The following is a 24080-nucleotide window of genomic DNA, read 5'->3' on the forward strand; positions in this document are numbered from 1 at the left end:
GATTTAAAAGACAGCTCCATTTAGGACGCCTTTTCTTGACACTTTGAGAGCACCATCTGTTTAGACCAAAAGTACGCCTTATCAGATGCGCCAAATCCTTTAGGATAAAAGATTTTAAATGCATAGATTCCATTTGTTTTTGCTTTATCTGTCGTGACAGTCGCTGTTTCTTGCGACAATAGGGACTTTATGGAGCCCTTTTCAAGAATATGACCATCTTGTAATGGCTCCTGACCATTTCCCACTTTATGTAATTCCCACTTCCATTCAGAGTACGCAATAGGCTGTCCACTATTTTTTAGTGTCATGCTCAGCCTTTGAGGTGCGCAGACTGTTCCTTCGATCATCGTTTGATCCACAAGCTCCAATTGACTTTGATCCCATTTTTTAGGCTGACAATGCTGATCTGTCTGTTCAAAGTTTTCACATGTTTTCATAACAAAATTTTTGTGCTCGACATCGTTAAAAGAGGCATTCGTTGGTGTCATGAGGAAAGATGTCAACATCAAACAAATGGCACAAAAAAGGACAAAGAGCGACTGTTTCATTAATCCCTTCAACTCCTTGAACGGTTGTTCTTTAAAAAGAACGATTATATACAGTATAAGGAAATACCTATAAAACCCAAAACGTCAAATTAGTTCATTTTGTTCTTAAACAAGAACCATTGCGAGAAAATTCTTCCATTTTCTCATTCTTTCGCCATATTCAATATTTTTTTGTGTGACATTTGTACTTCTTAAAACTTACATAAAAATGTAGGATTTGGTCAGGATATGAAGAGGTGAGGTGATGTTAAGTGAAATATGGAAAAATCATAATCATGCTCAGTTTACTGCTGAGTCCTATGATGCTAGACGTCAAACCTGTGGATGCGAGAGGTTTGACTGCCGCCGCAGACCAATGGGAAACGCGAGCAGTCAAAGAAGCCAAAAAAAGATACCCGCTAACGCAAGTCTTATTTAAACAAAAAGTATGGGACCGCCACCGCGATAAGGAATCTGTAAAACAGTATCATATTACGTTAAAAGACCATACAAAGGAATTTGGGGTGTTTGTCACCATTTCCTATAATCCTTACTCAAATAAGGTGAATAAAGTGATTGTTGTGGAGGAATACAACTAAAATGGCATAAAAAAACCGCCTGCTGGCGGCTTTTTACTTTCGTCGATGTCGCTGACGTTTTTTAAGCATCATGGAGAAGCCAAACGGCAGAACCCCAAATAATCGCTGTGAAAACGGCGGTTTTGTTTCCATTTTTTCTTGTTTGTGTTCCTTCCGTTCGTCTCGTGGTGTATTCATATATTTAATGATTTCCTGCGTCATATATTTTACATAGTCATTTGTTTTCAAGCAAATTCACCTCTTCTTCCTTCAAGTGTTACCAGAAAGAGGATGATTTTATACACTGGCTAATCAGGGTTTGCCCATCTCATGATTTCACCGGTCTTCCAATCCAGCATCAGCTCCCGCTCATCGGATAAGCCATCCTTTGTTTTCACCCTCACCAAAGCGAGGACACGTTTTTTCTGTTGATCGCATTTCATCTGCTTCAGTGTCACATGCCCTTCTTCTGTATCAATATAGATCTTCTGCTTTTCACAAATGCGTTTTACTGAGCTGGCAGCTTCACTCACACCCACCCTAAAAAGATGCTGTTTTTTATAAAAAGAAATCGTGAGCTCTGTACTTCTCAGCTCTTTTTGAAAGCCCATCGTTATCGCTCCTAGGATCAAGAGAAAAAATAGGATCACAGCAAGCACATGCGGATAGATAAACCCTTCCTCTCTTTTCACGATTTAGGAACCACCCCTTTATATGTGAAAAAAACGGCTTCATGAACCTTACCAGATCCATCTGTGACTTTCAGAATGGCTCTATGCTGACTCGTTCTCACCTGAAATTGTTTCACCTTGTGCAATAAAGGAAGATGTCCAGCTTGATCCGTTCGTTTTCGAAGCATCTCTTGATATGGCTCAATCGTTATCACTCGCCCTTGATGAGATACATACTCTAACGCATTACCTCCTTGCACCGATCGAACTGCCGTTGCACGGCTTAATTCCTCATCTAATTGCAGGACAGTTTGTTTCCACTCCATTTGTGAAAATCGGTTAATCTCTTCAAAAGGAAGGGCTTTCTCAGCTGTTGAAAAGATCAGTACAGAGCCAAAAGAGAGGAACAAAAATAGCTGCAATTGCCACAAAGCCTGGACAAGGGTAAAACCTTGTTCACCGTTCCGCAACCTGGTGAAAGCATATGGTCTGCTTTTTTTGTAAGTTGTATGATACACATCCCTTCTCTTTACTCCAATTGAATACATATGTGTTGTCGCCTCGCTTCTTTTTGACAGACGATTTTGTACCCTCTATGAATGCTTCATTCATCTGTTCATGTAAGATTTGGTAAGCTTCAAGTTTGGCTCTTACTTCCTTTTTCCCCAGCATGATTTTTTCATAGGCCGGCATAATCACAAGGGCTGCAAATAGGAAGATATGACAAGCAAACAGCGTTTCAATCGTACTAAACCCTCTATTGCTTTTGAACATGGATTCGCCCGCTTCCTAAATAAATCGTGAGTTTATACGTTTGACTGTCAAATTCGACAATGAGAGATCCACCGCTGCTTGGATGTCCATTTTCATTAAAATAGATACCTTGCGAGAATGTAGAAGTTTTGATGCTGCCCTTTTTATGCTGATAAGAAGCAATGACTTCGTTACTCTTTTGATCTATTACCTGATAAGATACATGCGGCGGTTGGATCTCAACATGCACACGTGTTTTTTTGATAAATGCAGTATATGATGCCAATTGAAGATCTTGTTTCATGAGGTTTACTTGTCTTTTGGCTTCAGCGCTTACTATTAAATTTGGGATTTTCATTCCTATGATCGACAATAGAATCGATAGAACTAGTAAGATCATTAGCTGCTCTATGAGGGTAAAACCCTTCTCATGTAAAAGTAATTTATTCATGCTTCACGTTGCCGTTTTGAATGACAATCGCTTTTCCATTAGGACAGGTTAATCCCTTTTTAACATAACCTTCTTTTTCTAACTCAGCTAAAGATGGCGTCTTCCCATCATGCTCCAATTCATACGCCATCACTTGTGTGCTGACCATTGATTTGAGCCCTTCACAGCCCTTTGCTTGAATTGCTTGGTGATGACGTGTGATATTCGGTATGGTAATGAGTAAAAGAATGGATATCACGAGCATGACAATTAACATTTCTAACAGGGTAAACCCTTTATCATTCATGTCTTTGTCCTCCTTCTTACACTTGCTCCATTAGTTGATACATTGGTAAAAGAATAGATAAATATACGATGAGTATAAGAAGTGCCGTCACACCATAGATCACCGGCTGCAGCCAAGACATCCATTTTTCAATTTTCAGCTCTGCATTCTCTAATAGAAATTGGCTGTACGTGTACATTTCTCTTGCTAGCATCCCGCTTGCTTCACCATGTTTGATGATGGCTGCAAAATGTTTTTCGAAAAAAGGACTCTCACTTACTTGATGTGCCATGCTTTCTCCTTTTCTTAACTCATCCATCATTTGTTCACCTATTTCTTGAAGAAAAGGTAAGTAGCTTTGCTGTTTAAAAGCTTGCAAACCCTCGTACATCGATAATCCAGCCTGAAGCAGTCCGCTTAGCTGAAGAGAAAAAAGGTATGTATGCATCAGCTGCATCCCTTTATATAAAAAAGGCAGCTTACTCATCACCCTCAATTTCTCAAGCGTCGACTTTTTCCTAAAAAACAAAGCATAATAGCCGGTAAGACAAATACACAGACAACTGGTGATGAGCAGAAAAGCATGAAGGAATTGAAACATTCCAAACATTCCTTGAATCAGCCAAGACATGCGGGTATCCATCGATGAGTACAAAACAGAAAATTGAGGAATGATCATATTCTGAACGAGTATCAGCACGACCAAAACCGTGAAGATGAGGAAGAGCGGGTAACGCAACATGCGTTTAAACGTGTCTAACTGCTTGACTTTTTTCTCTAAAAAACGGGCGCTTTGTTCTAAAGCACGGGCTAGACTGCCATGCTTCTCAGAAAAACATAGTATGGCGATGACTTCCCGCTGAAAATGGAGTCGCTCGAGCACCACATAAAAAGGCTCGCCTTCGTGCAGCCACTGAATACCTAGTTTTAATTGCTGCCGCTGTTGTTTTGATAACTGGATATTCACCATCACTAATGCCTCAATCAATGTATATCCAGCCTGAATTAATTGAGCCAGTTTTGATAGGCATTCAGCTTGGTCCTTTTTAGACCATACTTTAGAGGCTCGCTTCTTCATAAACCCAGCGATGGTAAGTGTTTTTTGATAAATAGCCGAGTGCCACTCCTTTACGAATTAATCTTTGCAGTGTTTCATATGACGAGTGAGCATATTCTCCTTTAGCCTCCTTGATACACTCACCAAGCTCTTTTCCGAATAGCAGTTCAAATACATTTGTTCGTCTGATCGGTCGATTTAATTTACAGTAAAGCTGACATGTTTCTCCGCAAAAAGGACAGGTGAGCTCGATTAATCGCTGGGCAGCAATCGCAACCATCGTTTGCTCAAGTTCATTCATCGTGACACCAAATTCAAGCATACGATAAAGGGCTCCTTTTGCATTTTTTGCATGGAGCGTACTCAATACTAAATGGCCTGTCAGTGCTGCTCTAATCGCCGTTCTGGCCGTTTCAGCATCTCTTATTTCTCCTAGCACAATCATATCTGGATCATGTCTTAAAATAGCGCGTAATCCTGCGGCATATGTGATGCCGGCTTTTTCATTTACTTGAACCTGTAACACTTCTTCATTTCTTGTTTCCACAGGATCTTCAAGCGTAATAATATTTCGGTTGAAATTCTTTTTTGCAAACTGGATCAGTGAATAGAGGGTTGTTGTTTTCCCCGAATTGGTTGGACCGGTAAATAAAATGAGCCCATGCGAATGCTTCAAAAATGACAATAACCTGGCTGAAGCTTTCGGAAATAGTGACAGGTGTTTTATTTTCGGAACATGATCCTGCGGCAATATTCTAATCACTAAACTCTCATCATTTACAGTTGGTAAGGTAGACATTCGAATAAACACCTGGCCGCTTCTTAACATCACAGCTAATGACCCATTTTGCGGTCTCCTTTTTTCCCCGATATCCATAGAAGATAAAAATTTAAAATGAGCAATGAGCCGCTCGCCGGTTTTTTTATCAATGGTTCGCTGCTGGATTAAATCTGAGTCTACGCGGAAAGATACCAACGCTTCCTTTTCTTTTGGGACAATGTGCACATCAGATGCTCTCATGCGGCATGCTTCTTCTAGCAGCTCTTGCCTTAAATATTCAATCCCATACAAGTGGATCACTCCTTTCATTGATCACATTGTAGAATGGAGGAACCTGAATGACAAAAGAGCATTTTATGATTTTCATGACTAATAAAGCATGAAAACCCTCAACTCAAGATGCATCACATCATTTTTTAGAAAAGAGCATATAAAAAAACCTGACTTTTACAAGTGCAGGTTTTTTCGTCATGATGTGGCTTCTTGCTGCTGCTCTTCAAAAATGCGAAATCCTCTTTTTTCTAAAGCTTTTGCAAGGCTGTGTTCTGTATTTACTTTTGAGAAATCAATGCCGAGTTTCACTACAGTTTGAGCGATCTCTGGGCGAATGCCTGATATAATCGTCTCAATTCCTAATAGCTTCGCACTATCGACCACTTTAAACAGCTGATAAGCAACCATCGTATCAACAACGGGAACGCCAGATATATCAATAAATAAGTGCGTTAGACGCAGTCTTGAAGCCTGTTCCAGCACGGATTCCAAAATGATTTTGGCCCGGTACGTATCGATTTCTCCGATCAATGGCAAAATCCCGATTTCCTTTGATACCGGAATAACAGGGGCACTCAGTTCTTGAATCATCTCTCTTTGTGCATTGAGCTGACTGAGTGTGACGCGGTCATATTCTTCTGATAAACGCTCAATCATATCATCAAATGTGGCGTGAAAGTGCTGATTCCACTGACACACATCTTGCAGCGTCACTTCAAGCTCGGTTTCTTGGGTGAATGTCTCAATTCTCGAACAGAAAATGTGGCGGAAGATCTTAAATTGTCCAATGATTTCATATAACGGCACCTCATGCACTGCTCGATCACGAGCAATATCAACAGACCACTTTTTCAAATGGTTTTCTACTTTGTCTGACAGTGTCACAAGTGTTGCTGCAATGGTTTGAATAAACGCTGTGTTCTGTTCCTTCAGCTTCTTTTCTGTTTCCTCTGAAGCATGTTTAGAATATAATGAGCCTTCTTCTGTTCTTGTCTTTAGCCATTCTTCGGTCATGACAGGGGCTTCTTTTAGGATAAATTCGTATAATTGCTTTGATTTTTCATTTTTCATTTACTTCTTTCGCTCCTTTTGCACTTAAAACTCGTGACATACAATTTTTATGTATAAATGACCGTAGATGGTGAACAATATCATTACACGTTTGATATTGGGCTATAGCCAAGTGGTAAGGCAATGGACTTTGACTCCGTGATCGTTGGTTCGAACCCAGCTAGCCCAGTTCAGCACAAAAACGAAGACGGCTGAAGCATGTTTCAGCTGATCTTCGTTTTTTATTAGGAAACTGATTGATGAATCGCTTTCTTTTTTGATATTTTCATGAGTTCTCCTGGATTATAACCAACTACTAATTTATTTCCATCAATGATGATTGGTCTTCGAAGCAGTTTTGGTTTTTCAATGAGAAGCTGCAAAACCTCGTTTACTTTTAAGTCATTAATATTTAAATTTAAGCTTTTAAAAGCTTGACTTCTTGTGGCTAAAATTTCATCCATTCCTTCTGTTGTTAAAGAAAGAATCTTTTTTAATTCATCTAGAGTTGGCGTTTCTCTGAAAAGGTGACGCTCTTTAAAATCAATTTGATTCGCCTTTAACCAATGTTTTGTTTTGCGGCAAGACGTGCAGCTTGGGTATGAATAAAAAGTAATGTCACTCATTAGTCTTCCTCCTTAGGTCGTTAACCTTTTCTCTTATGGAGTAAGTACCCTCATGTTTTTCAGCATAAACACTTTTTCTTCACTTTTTCAAAAAATTTTTTTCTACATTCAAAATAAATTGTTCACACGTTGTCAAAAATGTAAATGTTTACATAACAAGTGGTGATCAGCTATAATATGATTCAAAGGGGTTTTTTTAAAGGGGAGGGAAAGAAATGAATCGCATGTTCCGCGTGCTTGGCTTTTGGACGGGTATTTTTGCTGTCATGTTCTATTTAGGACATATGAAAGATGCATCGCTGCTGTTCTTCGGTCAAACCGTTCTTTTTGTATTTTTATCCTACTTGAATCTATCCGAAAGAATGTATATTTACATTTTCGGAGCGTACTTGACGATTTTCTTTGCCGGATTTACATATTATTCGATTTTCATCATGGTTCCCGGTACCGGACATTAATTGAAAAAAGCATCTCTTCTAAAGAGATGCTTTTTTCATGCCTGCAATTAAAGAGAAAAACCATTAATAAACGGATTTTGCTCCTGCTCTGTCAGCACAGTGGTTTCCCCGCCATGCCCGCTTAATACAAGAGTTGATTCTGGCAAGGACAATAATTTATGATGGATTGATTGAAGCAGCACTTCCTGACTGCCGCCTACTAAATCTGTTCTCCCAATGCCACCTTCAAATAGCGTGTCACCAGAAATAACAAAGCCCTCTTCCGCCGAATAGTAAGACACACTGCCAGGTGAATGCCCAGGTGTATGGAACATTTCTAATGTAAACGATCCAATTTGAAGAGTTCCTTCTGTCGTAATCAATTTTTCAGCTTCTTTGACCGTAATTCCATTTCCAATCAATCGAGCTGAACCGTTTAATTCAGCGTTCGTGAGCCATTCTTTTTCATTTTCGTGTACATACAGCGGCACTCCCCACTCTTCGCGTACCTCATCTGCCGCACCAATATGATCAAAATGAGCATGTGTTAATAAGACAGCAAGCGGTGTGAGCTGTTTTTCTTTTACATAGGAAATCAGCTTTTGCGCTTCGCCGCCTGGATCAAAAATTAAGCATTCTCCCTGCTCGTTTTTCCAAATATATGCGTTCGCTTGTACATAGCCTAGTGGCATTCTTCTCCAATTCATTTTCATCACCTACTTTATTGATTCTTTTTTATTATGAAGGCTATTCAATAAAAATTCAAACAATCGTCAACTGGAATCTACTCGACAAGCTTTATGAAAACGGTTAAAATGAAAAGAAAGGAAATCAAGGGGATTGATGACAAAGGGGGACTTTCACATGATGCTCGTCATTATTTTTGGTCTAGTCACGATTTTAGCTGCGCTCGGTATCTATCGCTCACTAAAAAAAGTGAACGTACTTGCCATCGCTTTTGCTGGCGCTACATTTTTGGTTTTTGGATGGTTCACTGTCATGACCATCATCTATAGCGGTTATCCAACTGCACATTAAAAGCCTGCATCTAGCAGGCTTCAGATTGTTGACAAAGGGCTAAAATGATCTTGATTTTAGCCCTTTGTCTTCTTTTCAGCGTGATAAAAAACCTTTGAAGTCTAGGAAGGACGAGCACCGGAGCGCAGCCCTGACACCGAATGCGAGGGTTTGTCTACACGCTGAAAGCCTGCTTATAGCAGGCTTTTTTTATTGATTTAAATGCTTATTCACGCTTTCTAATTTGCTTGTAAGCGTTGTGGTTTGATCCCGCCTGTCATCGATGCGGATATTGGTCGCTACTCGGTGCAATCCCTTTTCAAAAGGGGCTTCATGAATGCGCTGAATGACCTCAAATAAAACGGATAATTCGCCTTCAATTAACGTATTCATCGGTGTTAATTGATATTTGATTTTCCCTTCTTGTTGAAAGCCTTCTAAAATTCTTTGTACATCTGCTACGTAAGCACTGACACTTGGTGTTTCAGTGCCTATCGGAATGATGGTGACGTCTGCTATAGCCATCGTTTTTCCCCTTTCAATCAAATTCTCATGTTTTCTCGTCCTCATTGTAACCTATCTTCAATCAATCATGCCATGCTCACGTTGCGTTTACGGCAGGTTTGTCTCGTTCTATCGTCAAATCCGCCCTCTCTATCTTTCCGATCTTTGTAAACAAAAGCAGGCATATACCTGAAACAGCTTCAATGATGCCGCCAGCCGCAATGACATACCCAGACCCAAACAGTGTTGCCATATAACCGCCAATGAGGGCGCCTAAAGGAATCATCAAGAAGGAAATCATGTTGATAATCGCGTACACTTGCGGCTGATCCTCTGCCTTTACTGACAATTGAATCATCGTATGTTCGGGTACGTTAACTGCACTAATGGCTGCTCCTAAAGCAAAAGCTGATATAAACACAAGTGGTAACAATGCGTTCATACCTGTGATGAAGAAGGCGATTCCATCAACAATCCCAGCACCTATAAAGAGCAATCCATACCGATTCACTTTTATCTTTGTTAAAACAAACCCCATCAAAAAGGCGCCTAGTGCGGTTGTGACTTTGATGAATGAATAGACGACCGGTCCACTATGTAAGTCTTCAGTTAAATAAATAACAGACAATGCTTCCCATGGTGCCGCAGCAAAGTTTGAGCAGACACAAAAAATGGCTAACGGAAACAAAATATGATGGCTTCTAACAAGTGAAAAACCTCGAATTAATCTTTTGCCATAAGATAATCCTTTTTTGGCTTTATCGATGATGGCTTCTGTTTGATATGAAATCATGAACACCAATAAAGCGGACAAAAGATAAAGAGGAATGATCACAAGCATTGTATAGCCTACGCCTACAAATGCAATCATGACACCACAAATCGTTACCGTCACAAGTCTTACGACATGACTTGCTGATTGGATGGTTGCATTCGCCTTTTGTATGAGGTCCTCATGGACAAGCTTTGGAATAATCGATACAGATGCCGGTTCGTAGGAGCCTCCCGTCGCCGAATGAAGCAGCATGCAGCCAATGATGAGGACTAATGGTGTGAAACCATAAAAGTAACTAACCACGATCACAAGAATAATCGCTCCTCGTGTTAAATCAGCAAAGCACATCCAAAATTTCAATTGATGCGGCTTCATCATAGGCGTAATAAATGGTCCAACAATCGCTTGAGGGACAAAGCTGACCGCAATAAAAAAAGCTGTCCCTATTGCTCCTTTCCCTCCTAGTACCAAAAGCCACAAGATGGTGTTGAAAGATAAACTATCCGCTGTAATTTTGCACATTTTAGAAACAAATAGATAAGTAAAATTTCTTTTCCACAGGCTTTGAGCACTCAATAGTCGACATCTCCCTAAATCATATCCTTTTTTTTACATCCATATCTTTCACAATAGCTTACAAGAAAGCCTTCGTCAATTACTTCAACATTGTTTTTATTGACCATAAGCAATTGATTGTTGCTCCAATATGAAAAAGCACCAGACAGGTGCTTTTAACACTTACACGCTTCCCATAAAAGCCGCTTTGTTTTTTCATAAATCGAATCAAATTGATCCATGGAAAGAGGATTTTTCCCTAGACCAAGCTCAACTGTATAGCCCTCATTATGAAATTGATAAATAAACCAATCGCGATAGCCTGCATAGCTGTCGAGATATTGGATCGGTTTGTAGCCGCTCACTTGTTCGAATCGTTTGACCATTTCTTTTGAGATGGCTGGCTCATGGCCAAGAAAACCCCAATAAATCTCTTCTCCTTGTGTATGAAGGGCAATCAGCCGGTCAAATCGTTTTCGCAGCGCAAGATTTGCCATCGCTTTCGCTTCTGGTTCTGTTAATGGCTCGCGCCCAGGATAATCCCGGTAGGACGGTGCCTTCGACTGATGACGATAGTACTCGATCTCCCAATAAGCAGGGAATTGATTGTTTAAATCCACCCCTCGAATATTTGCTTTCCATTCCCGGTAATCGGAATATCCACCGTTTAGCAGTGTGAATTCTTCACGATGAAGACCTAGTGACTCCGGTCCATTACGAACCAAATCCACTCCATCTGGATTGACCATTGGCACGATGGATAAAGCGGTGGTCTGCAGAATATGAACCGCTTCATAATGTCTTGCCTGAACCGGGTCAGACGCTGCTAAGCAAAGCGATTTCAACCATTTTAATAAAACAGACGTCGTGATCCATTCATTTGCATGAAATGTGGCATTGAGATGAATAGAATGTAAATGCTGAACAGGCTCTGTTCGGATTTCATAAATAGGTGTATCAAGCACTGAATGACCAATGACGCTGATATGAAGAAAAGGAAATACGGCTTTCAAGCGGCTCAGCTCTTCTTCTAATTGAGCGCTATCATATTCAAATGTTCCATTGATCCAATCATCGGATTGCTGCAGTCTATAAGGCGCAATAAATTTCTGCACATCACCGATGGAATCAAATTCATGGACTCCTTCTGGAAGTCTATATCCCGGTAAAAGAAGGTCATCAGTGCTTGTTTGATTAGATAAATGAAAAGCAGCTTTGCCAATACCAAGCTGCTTTGCCACAGCATCCCTCTCCGCTTCATCCAGCTGCCATTCAATTTTTCCAAACGACGTTGTCTTCATTTACATCCCTCCTCTCATATTATATGAACCGTCAGGCAAAAAAAGAAAACCTCTGCTTCTAAAAATAGCAGAGGTTTTTTCATCTATTAGGACGCCTTTTTCAGCTCCGTTTCACCTTCTTTTTTAGATGGTGAATGGTCCGGGCTATTTCGATCATAAAATCTAAGGAGATCTCCGTAGATGATTTGATCAGAGAATTGAAGCTCCTGCTTCGCTTTCTCTTCATAAGACTGACACACATTTTTATCATCTGCTGGCTCGCCTGTCTCTTTATTGTAGCAAACACCATCTGTAAAAATGCTGTCCTTCGTAATAAAGCTTCCATCACGGAGTACTGTAAAGTCATTCGTATCTTTTGATAAAAGGTCATGACCAAATTGAATTTGTTTACTTGTATCAATTCCTAGAAGATTGAGTACAGTTGGACGGATATCGACCTGACCACCTACCGTATCAATTTCTTTTGGATGTTGATCCGTTACCCCTGGAATGTGTACAACAAATGGGACTTTTTGAAGCTGTACTTCTTCAAATGGCGTAATCTCTTTATTTAAAAATTGTCCCATGGCTTCGTTATGGTTTTCAGAAATTCCGTAGTGATCCCCATATAAAACAAAAATGGAGTTATCGTATAACCCAGCTTCCTTCATCTTTTTAAAGAAAAGCTTAAGGGCTTCATCTTGATAACGCACTGTAGGGAAGTACTTGTTCAGCGTTTTGCTCTTTGAATCATATTCATCAATGAGCTTATCTTCTTCATCTAAATCAAAAGGGAAATGGTTCGTTAATGTAATCAATCTCGTATAGAAAGGCTGCGGGATCGATTTCATTAATTCAGCGGACTGCTCAAAGAACGGACCATCTTTCAGTCCCCAGCCAACTGAGTTTTCTTCATTCACATCAAATGATTTAATATCAAAGAACTTATCGTAGCCAAAGCTATCGTAGATAAGGTCGCGGTTCCAGAAGCTTTTGTTATTCGCATGAATAACAGAAGAGTGGTAGCCCTCATCCTTTAACAGCTCAGGTGTCGCTGTAAACTCATTACTTGGATTTGTGAAGAACACAGCCCCTCTTCCAAGTGGATAAAGAGAATTATCTACAATAAACTCTGAATCAGATGTTTTCCCTTGACCTGTTTGGTGATAAAAATTAGTAAAGTTATAGCTCTTCTTGATCAATTTGTTTAAAAACGGAGTAATTTCTTTCCCGTTTAATTTTTCATTGATCACAAAACTCTGTGTAGACTCAAGTGATACAAGAATGACATTTCGTCCTTTTGCTTGACCAAATGTCTTTTCATTACGGTCCGTTTGATTTGCGCTTACATAGTTTTCAATTTCAGTTAAGCTATTACTGTCAGCAAGGGCTCGTTGAGCAGACTGCTTCGATTGCAATACCCCATCATAAATATGGAAGTTATATAAGCTGATATTTTTCACTAGCATCTCACGGTCAAATGAGCGAGTAAGCAGTTCTGGTCTTTCTGTTTCAGCTAAACCAAGGTTAAAGAAAAATGTAGCTGCCACAAATAAGTAATATGCTGCTCGTTCTTTTCGTGAAACTGTGACATCTGTTCTAAAGGAAGGCTGTTTTTTATAGAGCCAAATTAAAATGATGATATCAACGAACATCAGTAAATCGACTGGTTCAATTAAAGAGGTAATACTTGACCCGAGGTCACCCATATTGTTTGTTTGAAATAGGACGGGGATGGTTAGAAAGTCACTATAGAATCGATAAAACACAATGTTGGCTAACAAAATGAATGTCAGGATAAAGCTTGTCACGATGATATATCGATTTCGATTTTTCTCTTTGAAAAATAAACCGATACCGAAGATAAATAAGAGAAAGCTAAGCGGATTAATAAACAGGATAAACTCCTGCATGAAATTTTCAATTTTAATATTGAAACTAGATTTATAGATAACATAGGTTTTGACCCACATCAGCAATGTCGCAATCAGTAAAAATGAAATCGCCTTTAATCTATTCTTTCGCATTGTAACCTCCTTATGCTAAGCGCGCATCTAGGCCCTAGATATACCCTAATTATTGGTGCTTCTAGAAAAATAACTAAAGTATATCTTATCCTGTATATGATGGAAAATCAATGTCTTTTTCCTCATGACAAACTTATGAATATGCTAAACATCCAATTTCATGCCTATCTATCGCTTTTTTTAATAAAAATGACATCATTATGACTTTTTTGCTCAAGACAGCCATTTGGTTTTTGCCATCCATGCACCACCGATGACACCCGCATCGTTTCCGAGTGATGCTATCAGCACTTCGACATCGTCTGCGCAAGGCGGGAACGCATGTTGTTTCACAACGCGTTCTACTTTACTGCGAAGAAGCTCACCTGCTTTTGAAACACCGCCGCCAATCACAATTTTCGTTGGGTTTAAAGCACTAGCAAGATTCGCAAGGACAAGTCCAAGATGTGTCGTCACTTCTTCTACGACACGCATTGCAAGATCATCTCCGTTTTCTGCCGCTTCAAATACATTCTTTGCTGATAGCGAAGCGAGCTTGCCAAGTGAAGATGTATGCTGCTCGGTTTCTAATTTATCCTTTGCAATCCGGACGATGCCAGTCGCAGATGCGATCGTTTCAATACAGCCTGTTCTTCCGCAGTTACAAGGTGCTCCTTGAAATGGAACGGCACAAATATGGCCAATTTCTCCGCCAGCTCCTGTCTCCCCTTGAACAACTTCACCGTTGACGATGATGCCGCCGCCAACCCCCGTTCCAAGTGTGACCATCAGGATATTTTTTGCGCCATCTCCTGCACCCTTCCACATTTCACCGAGTGCAGCAATATTCGCATCATTTTCAATGACAGATGGAAGTCCTGTCTCTGCCTCTAGGTGATCTTTCAACGGATAGTTTGTCCAGCCCAAATTCGTTGTTTTATAGACGATTCCAGATACTTTATCTACAGGTCCAGGTGCACCCATTCCGATCCCAATAAGTGCTGATTTTGGCATACTGATCTCAACCAGTTTATGGTCAATTGATTTGGCAATATCGACTGTGATCGTCTGCCCGGATTTATCCGTAGGAATCTCCCACTTATGCTGAATTTCACCATATAGATTAATGAACGCAAGCTTAATTGTCGTACCGCCAAGATCAATACCTACAAACCAATCCCCTGTCATATGCCCTCCACCTTCACATTGTTTTTCGATTTATTTTGGCTAGCTCCATTTGAAGAATCGTCATTGCGTTTGACCATTCAGTGCGGTCAATGATGCCCGATGTATACATTTCCTTCAATTCGTCTGCCATAAATTCTAATTCTACTTCACGATCTCCGAAATACACATAATTTCCAAATCTCATAAGCAGCTGCTGTACATCATATAACGTTTTCATTGTTTCCACCATTTCTTTTCATCAACAGATAGGATAAGCGTATTCATAAATGCGCTTTCAGTCAAGTCATTCAACGTGTTTGACTATTTTCGATATATTGTTTCAGCTTTAAAAATTGATCATTTTGAGGATCCTGTTTTAATGCTTTCGCTAATAGATCATCTGCTTTCGCTGTCTCTCCTTTTTCTACGAATAACAACGATAAATGATACAGTTTATTTGGTTCATCTGGATCTTTTTCAAGCGACTTTTGTAAAAATTGAATGGCCTTATCAAGGCGGCCCTGCTGCGCTTCCGATAGTGCATAAATATGAAGTGCCTCAGCTGATGCATCTTTTTCGTGTACGTATTCCTCTAGTCGTTCACTTGCTTCGCTATACTTTTTCTCATCAAATAAACTCGCTGCCTCACTTGTTGCCGCTGCTTCCTTTTGATTATCAGAATGAAATCCTGTATACAATCCAAGACCGCCAATCAAGAGCAAAACAGCAGTCGCAAGAAGCATTTTGACAGGCTGCGTCTGTTTAGGCAGACGGACAGCTAATGCCGTGAGAAAGCCGCCAACCAAGCCGCCAAGATGCCCTGCGTTATCAATACCTGATACAGTGAAGCCTATTCCTAGGTTAATGAGAATAATAACAATAATATTTGTCCCCATCGTCCGAAAGAAAAGCTTTCGGTTTGAGATAGCTAAATATAACAGTGCCCCTAAACAGCCAAAAATCGCGCCTGATGCTCCGGCTGCAATTGCCGTATTAAACACAAAGCTCGCTATGGAGCCAAAAATGCCAGAAATCAAATAGATGAGCAAAAATCTTCCTGACCCATAAATTCTCTCAACAGCCGCTCCAACTGACCAAAGAGCAAAAGTATTAAAGAGTAAGTGCGTCAAGCCAATATGTAAAAACATTGGTGTTATCAGGCGCCACCATTCACCCTCTAAAATCAGCACATTATTTTTAGCACCAAATGCAGTTAAAGTTGCCGTATTGGTACTTCCGCCAGATAGCTCAAGTAAAAGAAACATCACCACTTGGACAGCGATCAGCAAGTAGGTGAAAATGGGTCTGCCATTTTGAAACACGGCCCGTTCTCGTTCACGCTGTTTTTCCTGATCATCAAATGCCTGGAGCACGTTCCTTTTAAGCTTCATTGCATCCTCAGCTGTGTCTCTCTTCGCTTCTTCTACATCAACTGCAAGAGATGTATTGAGCCATTTTTGCAGTTCGTTTATATCGTTTTGAAGCGTGTCTGCATTGAGTAACACAGGAGTAACTGTCACCTTATTCTCTTTTTGCGGCTGACCGTTTAAGTCTTCCCAATCATCTACTGGAACATCAGTTGTAAATTGCAGCTGCAAGAGATGAAGCGATCGTTTACGCATAGCTTCTCTCAGCTGATTGATCCGGTATGTTTGCTCCTCGATATCTCGAACAATCTCCTGTCTAAAATTCACATCTTTTCTATATAGACGGATGAGATCATAGCCTGAGTTTCGTGGTGCTTCAAAAAATATTTCATCTTCTGGGTACGGACTTTGAATCATCTCGTATCCTTTTTGTCTTAGTTCATCAACAACTCGCCAAAATAGACTATCTATGACATTCATACATTCGCGCTCCATTTTTTACATTATTATAGCAAGAATCGTTCTGATCCGCATTTCAAAACAAAAAAATCCCGGCATTTGCGGGATTAGAATGCTTGGCGAATAAATTTCGTCCGAAAATATGGGATTTTCATCAGCCATTTAATCAAAAAGTGACGTACTTGATTTTGGCCTAAAATCAAATTCATGAGCCGATAACGATTTTGCACGAGAACGAATGCAAACAGTGTGAACACAATGCTCCAAATCATTTTATTCATCATATTCCCTCCTATGTTCGTATCGTGGCTTAAATAGGATTTGTTTATGCATGAACCAACATTTTTATCACCTAAAAGCAGGCCTTCACAATCTAATCCCTTGTTCTTTTGATTGAATATAATAAACCTCTCCGCACTCTGATTGATCATAAGAAACGTCAAATTGATGAAGGTCGATTAAATCCTTGAAAGTATGAGGCAGCTTACAATTCCGCTCTAATCCCTCCACCTTGTGCGGGAAGTAACTGTCGTATGGATTTGGTGTATGAACATATACAGCGTCTAAACCAGGGTCATGCTCGTGAATACAAATCCAAGTTTGGTATGGCTTTTCAAAGCCTTCAAGCTGTTTTAACAGCCTATGATATAAAGCGATATGAGCTTTAATATGTTCTCTTCTTATTTTTAAGCTATTTTCCCCGACCCCAAAAAAATCAAGGTGCGTATGCGAAAAAGAGAACCACGAATCGTGGTCGAGCGTTAATTGATGAGTATTCACTTCCTCCCACATATTACGGAAGTATCTTTTCTTTCCACGAAATTTTTTCAAAACATATCCCCCCGTCAGCTAAAATGCTTTTTAATGAAGAATGTTGATCGCTATCGTTCATGTGACTTTTGATCACACACAAGACCTTCGCTCAACACAAAAAGCCCGTTCATACGTATAAGCAGCGGACTTTATTTTGGATATATGGTACCTTTCTCACTGACCATGATGGAGACCGGGATGTCGTGCGTTTCAGCCGGAATCTGCTCGGTTTGCTGTACAGTCAAACAAAGGGCAAGGGTTTCACCGTGATAGTCAGCTAAGTAGCGGTCATAATAGCCGCCCCCATATCCGATACGGTAGCCTTGTCGATCAAAGCACACCCCAGGCACAATGATCAAATCGATTGATTCTTTAGATGCAGCGGCCGACGCCATAGGGTCGGGCTCCAATAGCCCAAAGTAGCGGGATATCATCTTCGTTTCCGGTGTATATTCATAAAACGTCATCTCTTTTGTTTCCGGAAAACAGGTGGGTACACATACTGTTTTCCCCTCCTGCCATGCTTTTTCAATGAGAGGCATTGTCGGTACCTCTTTTCCTCTAGACATGGTGAGTGCAATCGTATTTGCTTGTTTCCATGCTGGCAGCTGAAACAAATGCTCATGAAGTAAAGCGGTGCTTCGCTCGAATTCCTCAGCACTCATCTGATCCAGCTTGGCTAATGTTTGAAGGCGAAGCTCTTTTTTCACACAGATCATCTCCCATCATAAAAAAACAGCAGGAAAATTCCCTGCTGCTTACTTTGTTTCACGATGTAAAGTTTGTTTTTTATCACGTGAGCAATACTTTTTGAATTCAACGCGATCTGGATTGTTTCGCTTATTCTTTTTAGTAATATAGTTACGCTCACCGCATTCAGTGCAAGCTAGAGTAATATTTACGCGCATGTTTTTCCCTCCAAACTAAAATCAATTCACATTCAGACCTAACTATAATACCACTTCTAGCTTAGGAATGCTAGAATGTTTTTTCACCAATTTCAATTTCAGTGCAATCCGTCTGCGTTCTGATCTATATCGTACGATCATTTCATGAAAAATGGCCTGCTCCCCTATAAAACATCAACCTTTGTCGTACTGTATACATGAGAAACCCTCTTTTATTTTGACAGCGAGCAAGATTTTCATACTCGTTTTTCATATAAAAAGAAAAAAGATGAAAAAAAGGTGATTTTTTCAGCAATTCCTTTTGAAACTAGCTTTTTTATGGTATAAAAAAGAAGGGTCGAAAACTGTCTGAAACAATCATGAAAGCCTTTTATGGTTTTCAGCATTAAAATACGAATAAAAGGTGATGAAACATGGAAATTGCAATTATCGGATTGCTTGTTGTCAGTATCGTACTGATCGCATTCTCATATTTTCAAAGAGAGCCGATTAAAGAAGTCGAGCAGGAACTTGAAACACTTCAACTATCTGCAATGCAAGAAATCTATAAACTGAAAAAGAAAATGAAGGTTCTTGAAGAAGAATTGCTTGAAACAAATATCGTCGTCCGCAAACATTCAGAAATTGATCCATCTATCGCAAGACAAATCATTTCAAAGCATCAAAATGGCATGTCTCCTGAGGCCATTGCGCGTGCTGAGCATGTATCTGTAGATGAAGTCAACATGATCATTAAAGACAACGAGAAGGTGCTTGTATGACGAAAAAAAGCATCCAAACGTTTGCGGCAGGTATGATTCTTGCAACTGGTGTTCTGGCAATCGTTTTTTTCCTCACTGGAAAAGATGAAGCGACGGCTGATACAACTACAAAAGAAACGCTCGCAGCGAAAGTAACAGACACTGACGTGAAAAACTATTTAGACTCTAAAAAAGAAGTCTCCGTCAGCCGTGAAACATATCAGCAGCTTCTTGATTATAAAGAAAAAGCACTGAAAGCAAATGAAGACGGCGATTCTAAAAATGATAAAGAAACATCAGACAAGCCTAAAGGCAAATCGGTCAAATTCGTTATTAAAAACGGGATGAGCACAAGTGATGTTTCAGACATGCTTGAAAAGGACGGAATCATCAACTCGTCTAAAGATTTTAATGATTACGTGATTGACGCCGGCTACCATAAAGAAATTCGTGCAGGCAAGTTCAATTTAAAAACAGGGATGACGTTCAAACAAATCGTCAAAGCCTTAACAAAATAACAATAAAACCCCCTGGCGGCGCTGACCTCCAGGGGTTTTTGTTATCCAAATCGACCAGATATATAATCATTTGTTCTTTGATCATTTGGCTCAGAGAACATCACATTCGTATCATTGATCTCAACAAGCTCCCCCATTAAGAAGAAGGCTGTTCTATCTGATACCCTGGCCGCTTGCTGCATGTTATGCGTCACAATGGCAATCGTATATTTCTCTTTTAATTTCATAATCAATTCTTCAATCTTTAATGTTGAGACAGGATCAAGCGCTGATGTTGGTTCATCCATTAATAAGATATCTGGGCTTGTAGCAATGGCTCTTGCGATACAAAGACGCTGCTGCTGACCGCCGGAAAGACCTAATGCAGGCGCACTTAAGCGATCTTTCACTTCATCCCAAAGGGCAACATCACGAAGCGCTTTTTCAGCGATTTCTTTTAATTGCTGCTTGCTCTTCACCCCGTGAATTCTTGGCCCATAGACGACATTATCAAAGATAGATTGAGGGAATGGGTTTCCTTTTTGAAAGACCATCCCAACGTTTTTACGCAGTTCCACGAGATCGACGCGGCCTTTTAAAATATTGTCACCGTTATACATCATATCCCCGGTGATTTTCACACCTGGCACTGTTTTGACCATGAGATTTAAGGTCTTGATAAACGTTGACTTTCCGCAGCCGGACGGACCAATAATTGCTGTGACTTCATGCTCTCTTATGTCTAAATCAATATGCTTGAGTGCGTGATGCTGTCCATACCAAAGGTTCATATCATTCACACGAAACACTTCTTTTTTTGCTGTTTCAGTTGCTACTGCATTCATCAAAATCCACCCGCCTTATCCAAATCGACCATTGATATAGTCTTCTGTTTTTTGCTGCGCAGGACGTGTAAAGATACGTTCAGTGGCATCATATTCTACTAGATCACCGTTTAGGAAAAAGGCCGTATGATCAGATACACGTAACGCTTGCTGCATGTTGTGAGTCACAATGACGATCGAATAATCATTTTTCAAATCTGATAATAGCTCTTCAATTTTTGCATTTGAGATCGGGTCTAGGGCGGAAGCAGGTTCATCTAATAAAAGAACGCTAGGCTTCATCGCAAGTGTACGTGCAATACAAAGGCGCTGCTGCTGACCGCCGGATAATGACAAAGCTGAGCGGTGCAGACGATCTTTGACCTCATCCCAAAGCGCCGCTTTTGTTAAGCTTTCCTCTACCGCATCATCAAGCACTGATTTTCTTTTTTCTCCCGCATACTTTAATGCATGGGTAATGTTATTGTAGATCGATTTAGGAAATGGGTTTGGCTTTTGGAAAACCATGCCGATTTCTCTTCTTAAATTGACCACATTAATGCGGTCATCCAAAATATTGAGCCCTTCGTACATGATCGCCCCTTCACTTCTCGCACCTGGGATCAAGTCGTTCATGCGGTTAATGCTGCGTAAAAAGGTTGATTTCCCGCAGCCAGATGGGCCGATTAATGCGGTAATTGCGTTCTTCTCAATTTCAAATGAAATGTGATTGACCGCTCTTTTTTCCCCATAATAAATGCTTAAATCCTGCACCTGTAAAATCTGTTCTGCTTGAAGTGGAGCCTTTTTTGCTGCAATCTCTTTTTTTTCTGCTAGCATTTGAACCATATCCCCTTCACACCTTTCTCACATTATTTTGACGTAAGCTTCTTATGAATAAATGAACCAAGCCATCTAGCTGCTAAGTTGAATACTAAAACTGAAAGCACAAGTACGGCTGATGCACCATTTGCAATGGCCTCTGCATCTGGAATGATTCCTTGTGTATTGACGTTCCATATATGAACGGCCAATGTTTCTGCCGGTCTAAAAATATTCAGCGGTGACGTATCAGAAAATGGACTCCAGTTTGTAAAATCTAGACGCGGTGTGGTGAGACCTGCTGTGAAAAGAAGCGCTGCTGCCTCCCCGAAAACTCTTCCTGATGCTAAAATCGCACCGGTAATAATAGAAGGAATCGCACCTGGAATCAGGACCGTCTTCACTGTATGCCATTTCGTCACACCAAGCGCTAGTGATGCTTCCTTTTGATCCTTCGGTACAGAGCGAAGCGCGTCTTCTGTCACCCTGACCATCACTGGCAGGTTAAACACCGTGAGCGCAAGAGCTCCTCCGATGATTGTATAGCCCCAGCCTGTTAAATTGACAAACATGAGTAAACCAAACATACCAATGACAATGGAAGGAAGTGAAGACAGCACTTCAATACATGTGCGAATAAAATCAGTGACTTTGTTTTGAGGCGCATATTCAGCCATGTACACTCCGCCGCCGACACCAAGTGGTACTGTGATCAGCATTGTAATAAACAAAATGTAAAACGAGTTAAACAGCTGATCCCTAATGCCGCCGCCAGAGCCAATTGCACTTGAGCGGGTTGTCAAAAAGTCAAAATTTAATTCTTTTGCCCCGTTGAAAATGATATAAGAAAACAAACCAACTAGGATCGCCGTAATAATGGCGGCACATAATCCAAAAACAATCGTGGCAAAACGATCGGTCATTTTGCTATTCATTAAATCTTCCTCCTAGACGACAAGTATCTGATAATGAGTATGAACATAAACGATACAACTAGAAGGACAAGCCCCATTGACCAAAGTGTATTGTTCTCAACACTTCCATACGTTGTGTGACCCATGTTTAACGTAATAATGGTTGTTAATGTACCAGCTGTATCCATAATGCTCTCTGGTAAATTACGTGTGTTTCCAATGACCATTTGAACGGCAAGGGCTTCTCCAAATGCTCTCGCCATCCCAAGAACGACAGCTGTCATTAATGTTGGAAGAGCTGCTGGTACAAGCACACGTCTAATCGTTTGCCATCTTGTTGCGCCAAGTGCATACGATCCCTCACGTAAGCTTTTTGGAAGGGAAGCCATTGCATCAGTTGCAATAGATGTAACGGTTGGCAGAATCATAATAGACAGGACAATCGTTCCTGCTAACACGCTATGCCCTGAGCCGCTTGACTTGAAATGTCCGATAAACGGCACCAATACTGTAAGACCTATGAATCCGTAAACAACGGATGGAATCCCTACAAGCAATTCAATGACTGGCTGGAGAATTTTCCGGCCCCATGCAGGTGCAATTTCTGTCATAAAGATCGCTCCTGCGATGCCTAGCGGCGCTGCAATGAGTGCCGATAGAAGCGTGACAGCGATCGATCCAAAGATAAAAGGAAATGCGCCGTACTCCGGGTTTTCTGCTGTTGGGTTCCAATTGATACTGGTTAAGAACTCAATTGGGCTTACACCATTTACGATGAAAGATTGTAAACCCTTAATGCCAAGGAAGATGGTGATGGCGATGGATACTGCAATCATTAAGAATGCGCAGAATCTCACCAAAATACTTCCTCTTACTTCATCCATTTGCCTATTTTTCTTCGAGCTGATCAGCCGATCGCTCGCTTCTGTATGTTCTATCTGCTTCATCTTTTTCTACACTCCTATGAATGTCATAAAAGGAAAAGTGAAATGCTCCACTTTTCCTTCATCAGCAATTCAAGACCTCTTACTTATCTGATTGTTTGCCTGCTGCGTCTCTTTCTACTTTCATATTAGAGACTGAGATGTAGCCTTGGTCTTTAACGATTTCTTTTTGTACTTCGTCACTCATAAGGTAATCTAAGAATTGTTTCGCTAGACCTTCCGGCTCACCTTTTGTATAAGAGTGCTCGTATGCCCAAATTGTATATTTACCGCTTTCTACATTGCTTTCTTCTGGTTTCACACCATCAATGCTAAGCGGTGTAATTTTGTCATCTGTTAAATAAGAGAATGCAAGGTATCCAATCGCACCTGGTGTTTCTGCAATCAGTTTTTTCACTGTGTTTGAAGAATCTTCTGTGATTCCTTCTGCAGGTGTTGCACCATCAAGTGCATATTTCACAAATGTTGCACGAGTTCCTGAAGAATCAGGTCTGTTAACAAGCGTGATTTTTTGGTCTTTCCCGCCAAGCTCTTTCCAGTTTTTGATTTTACCAGTGAAGATTTTTTTCAATTCGTCCTTTGTGATGTCTTTGACACCCACTTCAGGGTTTACAGCTGCGGCCATTCCAACAACTGCTACTTTGTGGTCTTTTAAAGCTTTTGCGTCGACTCCGTCTTTCTCTTCAGCGAATACATCTGAGTTCCCAATTTGTACAGATCCTTCTGAAACTTGAGAAAGTCCTGTTCCTGAACCGCCGGCTTGTACTTGAATATCGGCTTTTGGATGTTTATCCATGAATTTTTCTGCTGCCGCAAGAACTAAAGGCTGCATCGCAGATGATCCTGAGATGGTAATGGAACCTGATGCCTCATCTTTGTTTGAAGCATTTCCTTTACTGTCTTTTGAATCCCCGCTTGAGCTGCTGTTTCCGCATGCTGTGACGAATGCTAACAATGCGATAGTAAGGAAAGTAAGCAGCCATAATTTGTTCTTTTTCATTTCAAGAATACCCCCTGAA

Annotated in this window: 33 protein-coding genes and 1 tRNA gene; 6 read left to right on the forward strand and 28 right to left on the reverse strand. The window is 40.5% G+C overall.

Annotation, left to right across the window (positions count from 1 at the left end):
* Positions 1-20 precede the first annotated feature (20 nt).
* Positions 21-548 carry an amyloid fiber anchoring/assembly protein TapA gene (gene tapA, locus NST59_RS11255; RefSeq protein ID WP_058839089.1) on the reverse strand — a complete coding sequence of 176 codons (528 nt, stop codon included), beginning with the start codon at positions 546-548 and terminating at the stop codon, positions 21-23.
* A gap of 299 nt (positions 549-847) precedes the next feature.
* Here tapA and NST59_RS11260 point away from each other — a divergent pair, with 299 nt between their 5' ends.
* Entirely contained in the window at positions 848-1126 is a 279-nt protein-coding gene (locus NST59_RS11260; RefSeq protein WP_231120214.1) for a DUF3889 domain-containing protein, read from the forward strand.
* Positions 1127-1159: 33 nt separating this feature from the next.
* Here the strand turns inward: NST59_RS11260 and NST59_RS11265 are convergent, their stop codons facing one another.
* From NST59_RS11265 to NST59_RS11305, 9 genes are all read right to left on the reverse strand, one after another.
* Positions 1160-1354, reverse strand: a complete 195-nt coding sequence (locus NST59_RS11265) for a YqzE family protein (protein ID WP_024718846.1) — start codon at positions 1352-1354, stop codon at positions 1160-1162.
* A 59-nt stretch (positions 1355-1413) separates the two neighbouring features.
* A complete protein-coding gene (locus tag NST59_RS11270) occupies positions 1414-1797 on the reverse strand; it encodes a competence type IV pilus minor pilin ComGG (RefSeq protein WP_341040602.1) in 384 nt (127 codons plus the stop codon).
* Positions 1794-2324: a competence type IV pilus minor pilin ComGF gene (comGF, locus tag NST59_RS11275; RefSeq protein ID WP_341040603.1), complete on the reverse strand. Its 531-nt coding sequence runs from the start codon at positions 2322-2324 to the stop codon at positions 1794-1796. Before comGF ends, NST59_RS11270 begins: the two co-directional genes overlap by 4 nt.
* The gene (comGE, locus tag NST59_RS11280) at positions 2233-2550 is read right to left on the reverse strand and encodes a competence type IV pilus minor pilin ComGE (RefSeq protein WP_039179945.1); all 318 of its coding nucleotides are present in this window, start codon (positions 2548-2550) and stop codon (positions 2233-2235) included. Before comGE ends, comGF begins: the two co-directional genes overlap by 92 nt.
* Positions 2534-2980: a competence type IV pilus minor pilin ComGD gene (gene comGD / locus NST59_RS11285; RefSeq protein ID WP_039179947.1), complete on the reverse strand. Its 447-nt coding sequence runs from the start codon at positions 2978-2980 to the stop codon at positions 2534-2536. Before comGD ends, comGE begins: the two co-directional genes overlap by 17 nt.
* On the reverse strand, positions 2973-3266 hold the full coding sequence (comGC, locus tag NST59_RS11290) for a competence type IV pilus major pilin ComGC (protein ID WP_024422977.1): 294 nt from the start codon (positions 3264-3266) through the stop codon (positions 2973-2975). Before comGC ends, comGD begins: the two co-directional genes overlap by 8 nt.
* A gap of 16 nt (positions 3267-3282) precedes the next feature.
* Positions 3283-4323 carry a competence type IV pilus assembly protein ComGB gene (gene comGB / locus NST59_RS11295; protein ID WP_039179950.1) on the reverse strand — a complete coding sequence of 347 codons (1041 nt, stop codon included), beginning with the start codon at positions 4321-4323 and terminating at the stop codon, positions 3283-3285.
* Positions 4304-5374 (reverse strand): competence type IV pilus ATPase ComGA, encoded by a 1071-nt coding sequence (comGA, locus tag NST59_RS11300; protein ID WP_341040604.1) that lies wholly within the window; start codon positions 5372-5374, stop codon positions 4304-4306. Before comGA ends, comGB begins: the two co-directional genes overlap by 20 nt.
* A 177-nt stretch (positions 5375-5551) precedes the next feature.
* A complete protein-coding gene (locus NST59_RS11305) occupies positions 5552-6427 on the reverse strand; it encodes an STAS domain-containing protein (RefSeq protein WP_039179956.1) in 876 nt (291 codons plus the stop codon).
* Positions 6428-6525: 98 nt separating this feature from the next.
* On the opposite strand from NST59_RS11305, the gene NST59_RS11310 reads away from it, so the two are divergent.
* Positions 6526-6596 (forward strand) — tRNA-Gln (locus NST59_RS11310).
* A gap of 55 nt (positions 6597-6651) precedes the next feature.
* On the opposite strand, the gene NST59_RS11315 is transcribed toward NST59_RS11310, so the two are convergent.
* Positions 6652-7032 (reverse strand): Spx/MgsR family RNA polymerase-binding regulatory protein, encoded by a 381-nt coding sequence (locus NST59_RS11315; RefSeq protein WP_007501232.1) that lies wholly within the window; start codon positions 7030-7032, stop codon positions 6652-6654.
* Positions 7033-7247: 215 nt separating this feature from the next.
* Here NST59_RS11315 and NST59_RS11320 point away from each other — a divergent pair, with 215 nt between their 5' ends.
* A complete protein-coding gene (locus tag NST59_RS11320) occupies positions 7248-7490 on the forward strand; it encodes a DUF2626 domain-containing protein (protein WP_003217440.1) in 243 nt (80 codons plus the stop codon).
* A gap of 47 nt (positions 7491-7537) precedes the next feature.
* Here NST59_RS11320 and NST59_RS11325 read toward each other — a convergent pair whose 3' ends face one another.
* Positions 7538-8176 carry an MBL fold metallo-hydrolase gene (locus NST59_RS11325; RefSeq protein ID WP_039179959.1) on the reverse strand — a complete coding sequence of 213 codons (639 nt, stop codon included), beginning with the start codon at positions 8174-8176 and terminating at the stop codon, positions 7538-7540.
* Positions 8177-8333: 157 nt separating this feature from the next.
* On the opposite strand from NST59_RS11325, the gene NST59_RS11330 reads away from it, so the two are divergent.
* Positions 8334-8507 carry a DUF2759 domain-containing protein gene (locus NST59_RS11330; RefSeq protein WP_003217333.1) on the forward strand — a complete coding sequence of 58 codons (174 nt, stop codon included), beginning with the start codon at positions 8334-8336 and terminating at the stop codon, positions 8505-8507.
* A gap of 189 nt (positions 8508-8696) precedes the next feature.
* Here NST59_RS11330 and NST59_RS11335 read toward each other — a convergent pair whose 3' ends face one another.
* The 11 genes from NST59_RS11335 to rpmG all read right to left on the reverse strand — a co-directional run bounded on the left by NST59_RS11335 (position 8697) and on the right by rpmG (position 18320).
* Positions 8697-9011, reverse strand: coding sequence for an MTH1187 family thiamine-binding protein (locus NST59_RS11335; protein ID WP_024427984.1), 315 nt, complete (start codon positions 9009-9011; stop codon positions 8697-8699).
* A gap of 76 nt (positions 9012-9087) precedes the next feature.
* Positions 9088-10341 carry an MFS transporter gene (locus NST59_RS11340; protein WP_341040605.1) on the reverse strand — a complete coding sequence of 418 codons (1254 nt, stop codon included), beginning with the start codon at positions 10339-10341 and terminating at the stop codon, positions 9088-9090.
* A 155-nt stretch (positions 10342-10496) separates the two neighbouring features.
* Positions 10497-11621: a M14 family metallopeptidase gene (locus NST59_RS11345; RefSeq protein ID WP_059374629.1), complete on the reverse strand. Its 1125-nt coding sequence runs from the start codon at positions 11619-11621 to the stop codon at positions 10497-10499.
* Positions 11622-11707: 86 nt separating this feature from the next.
* Complete coding sequence (locus NST59_RS11350) at positions 11708-13627, reverse strand: LTA synthase family protein (RefSeq protein WP_039179972.1); 1920 nt, start codon at positions 13625-13627, stop codon at positions 11708-11710.
* Positions 13628-13840: 213 nt separating this feature from the next.
* On the reverse strand, positions 13841-14794 hold the full coding sequence (locus tag NST59_RS11355; protein WP_341040606.1) for an ROK family glucokinase: 954 nt from the start codon (positions 14792-14794) through the stop codon (positions 13841-13843).
* Between the two features lie 13 nt (positions 14795-14807).
* The gene (locus NST59_RS11360; RefSeq protein WP_047202300.1) at positions 14808-15011 is read right to left on the reverse strand and encodes a YqgQ family protein; all 204 of its coding nucleotides are present in this window, start codon (positions 15009-15011) and stop codon (positions 14808-14810) included.
* A gap of 70 nt (positions 15012-15081) precedes the next feature.
* On the reverse strand, positions 15082-16620 hold the full coding sequence (locus tag NST59_RS11365; protein ID WP_327841534.1) for a rhomboid family intramembrane serine protease: 1539 nt from the start codon (positions 16618-16620) through the stop codon (positions 15082-15084).
* An 86-nt stretch (positions 16621-16706) separates the two neighbouring features.
* The gene (locus NST59_RS11370; protein WP_162473402.1) at positions 16707-16880 is read right to left on the reverse strand and encodes a hypothetical protein; all 174 of its coding nucleotides are present in this window, start codon (positions 16878-16880) and stop codon (positions 16707-16709) included.
* A gap of 85 nt (positions 16881-16965) precedes the next feature.
* On the reverse strand, positions 16966-17430 hold the full coding sequence (locus NST59_RS11375) for a hypothetical protein (RefSeq protein ID WP_047202302.1): 465 nt from the start codon (positions 17428-17430) through the stop codon (positions 16966-16968).
* A 131-nt stretch (positions 17431-17561) separates the two neighbouring features.
* Complete coding sequence (locus NST59_RS11380; RefSeq protein WP_341040607.1) at positions 17562-18122, reverse strand: 5-formyltetrahydrofolate cyclo-ligase; 561 nt, start codon at positions 18120-18122, stop codon at positions 17562-17564.
* 48 nt (positions 18123-18170) lie between these two features.
* Entirely contained in the window at positions 18171-18320 is a 150-nt protein-coding gene (gene rpmG / locus NST59_RS11385; protein ID WP_008360061.1) for a 50S ribosomal protein L33, read from the reverse strand.
* A gap of 413 nt (positions 18321-18733) precedes the next feature.
* On the opposite strand from rpmG, the gene NST59_RS11390 reads away from it, so the two are divergent.
* Together NST59_RS11390 and NST59_RS11395 are read left to right on the forward strand one after the other, a co-directional pair.
* Positions 18734-19081: a hypothetical protein gene (locus NST59_RS11390; protein ID WP_024422989.1), complete on the forward strand. Its 348-nt coding sequence runs from the start codon at positions 18734-18736 to the stop codon at positions 19079-19081.
* Positions 19078-19578 (forward strand): endolytic transglycosylase MltG, encoded by a 501-nt coding sequence (locus NST59_RS11395; RefSeq protein WP_064497607.1) that lies wholly within the window; start codon positions 19078-19080, stop codon positions 19576-19578. Before NST59_RS11390 ends, NST59_RS11395 begins: the two co-directional genes overlap by 4 nt.
* A gap of 41 nt (positions 19579-19619) precedes the next feature.
* Here NST59_RS11395 and pstB (NST59_RS11400) read toward each other — a convergent pair whose 3' ends face one another.
* The 5 genes from pstB (NST59_RS11400) to NST59_RS11420 all read right to left on the reverse strand — a co-directional run bounded on the left by pstB (NST59_RS11400) (position 19620) and on the right by NST59_RS11420 (position 24061).
* Positions 19620-20402, reverse strand: a complete 783-nt coding sequence (gene pstB / locus NST59_RS11400; protein WP_039179987.1) for a phosphate ABC transporter ATP-binding protein PstB — start codon at positions 20400-20402, stop codon at positions 19620-19622.
* 15 nt (positions 20403-20417) lie between these two features.
* On the reverse strand, positions 20418-21230 hold the full coding sequence (pstB, locus tag NST59_RS11405; RefSeq protein ID WP_024422992.1) for a phosphate ABC transporter ATP-binding protein PstB: 813 nt from the start codon (positions 21228-21230) through the stop codon (positions 20418-20420).
* A 23-nt stretch (positions 21231-21253) separates the two neighbouring features.
* Positions 21254-22138, reverse strand: a complete 885-nt coding sequence (pstA, locus tag NST59_RS11410) for a phosphate ABC transporter permease PstA (protein ID WP_039179988.1) — start codon at positions 22136-22138, stop codon at positions 21254-21256.
* A complete protein-coding gene (gene pstC / locus NST59_RS11415) occupies positions 22138-23064 on the reverse strand; it encodes a phosphate ABC transporter permease subunit PstC (RefSeq protein ID WP_047202305.1) in 927 nt (308 codons plus the stop codon). Before pstC ends, pstA begins: the two co-directional genes overlap by 1 nt.
* A 79-nt stretch (positions 23065-23143) precedes the next feature.
* Positions 23144-24061, reverse strand: a complete 918-nt coding sequence (locus tag NST59_RS11420; RefSeq protein WP_039179996.1) for a phosphate ABC transporter substrate-binding protein — start codon at positions 24059-24061, stop codon at positions 23144-23146.
* Between the last annotated feature and the right edge of the window lie 19 nt (positions 24062-24080).

This window comes from Bacillus sp. FSL R5-0439, assembly GCF_038008805.1.
GTDB lineage: Bacteria > Bacillota > Bacilli > Bacillales > Bacillaceae > Bacillus > Bacillus safensis.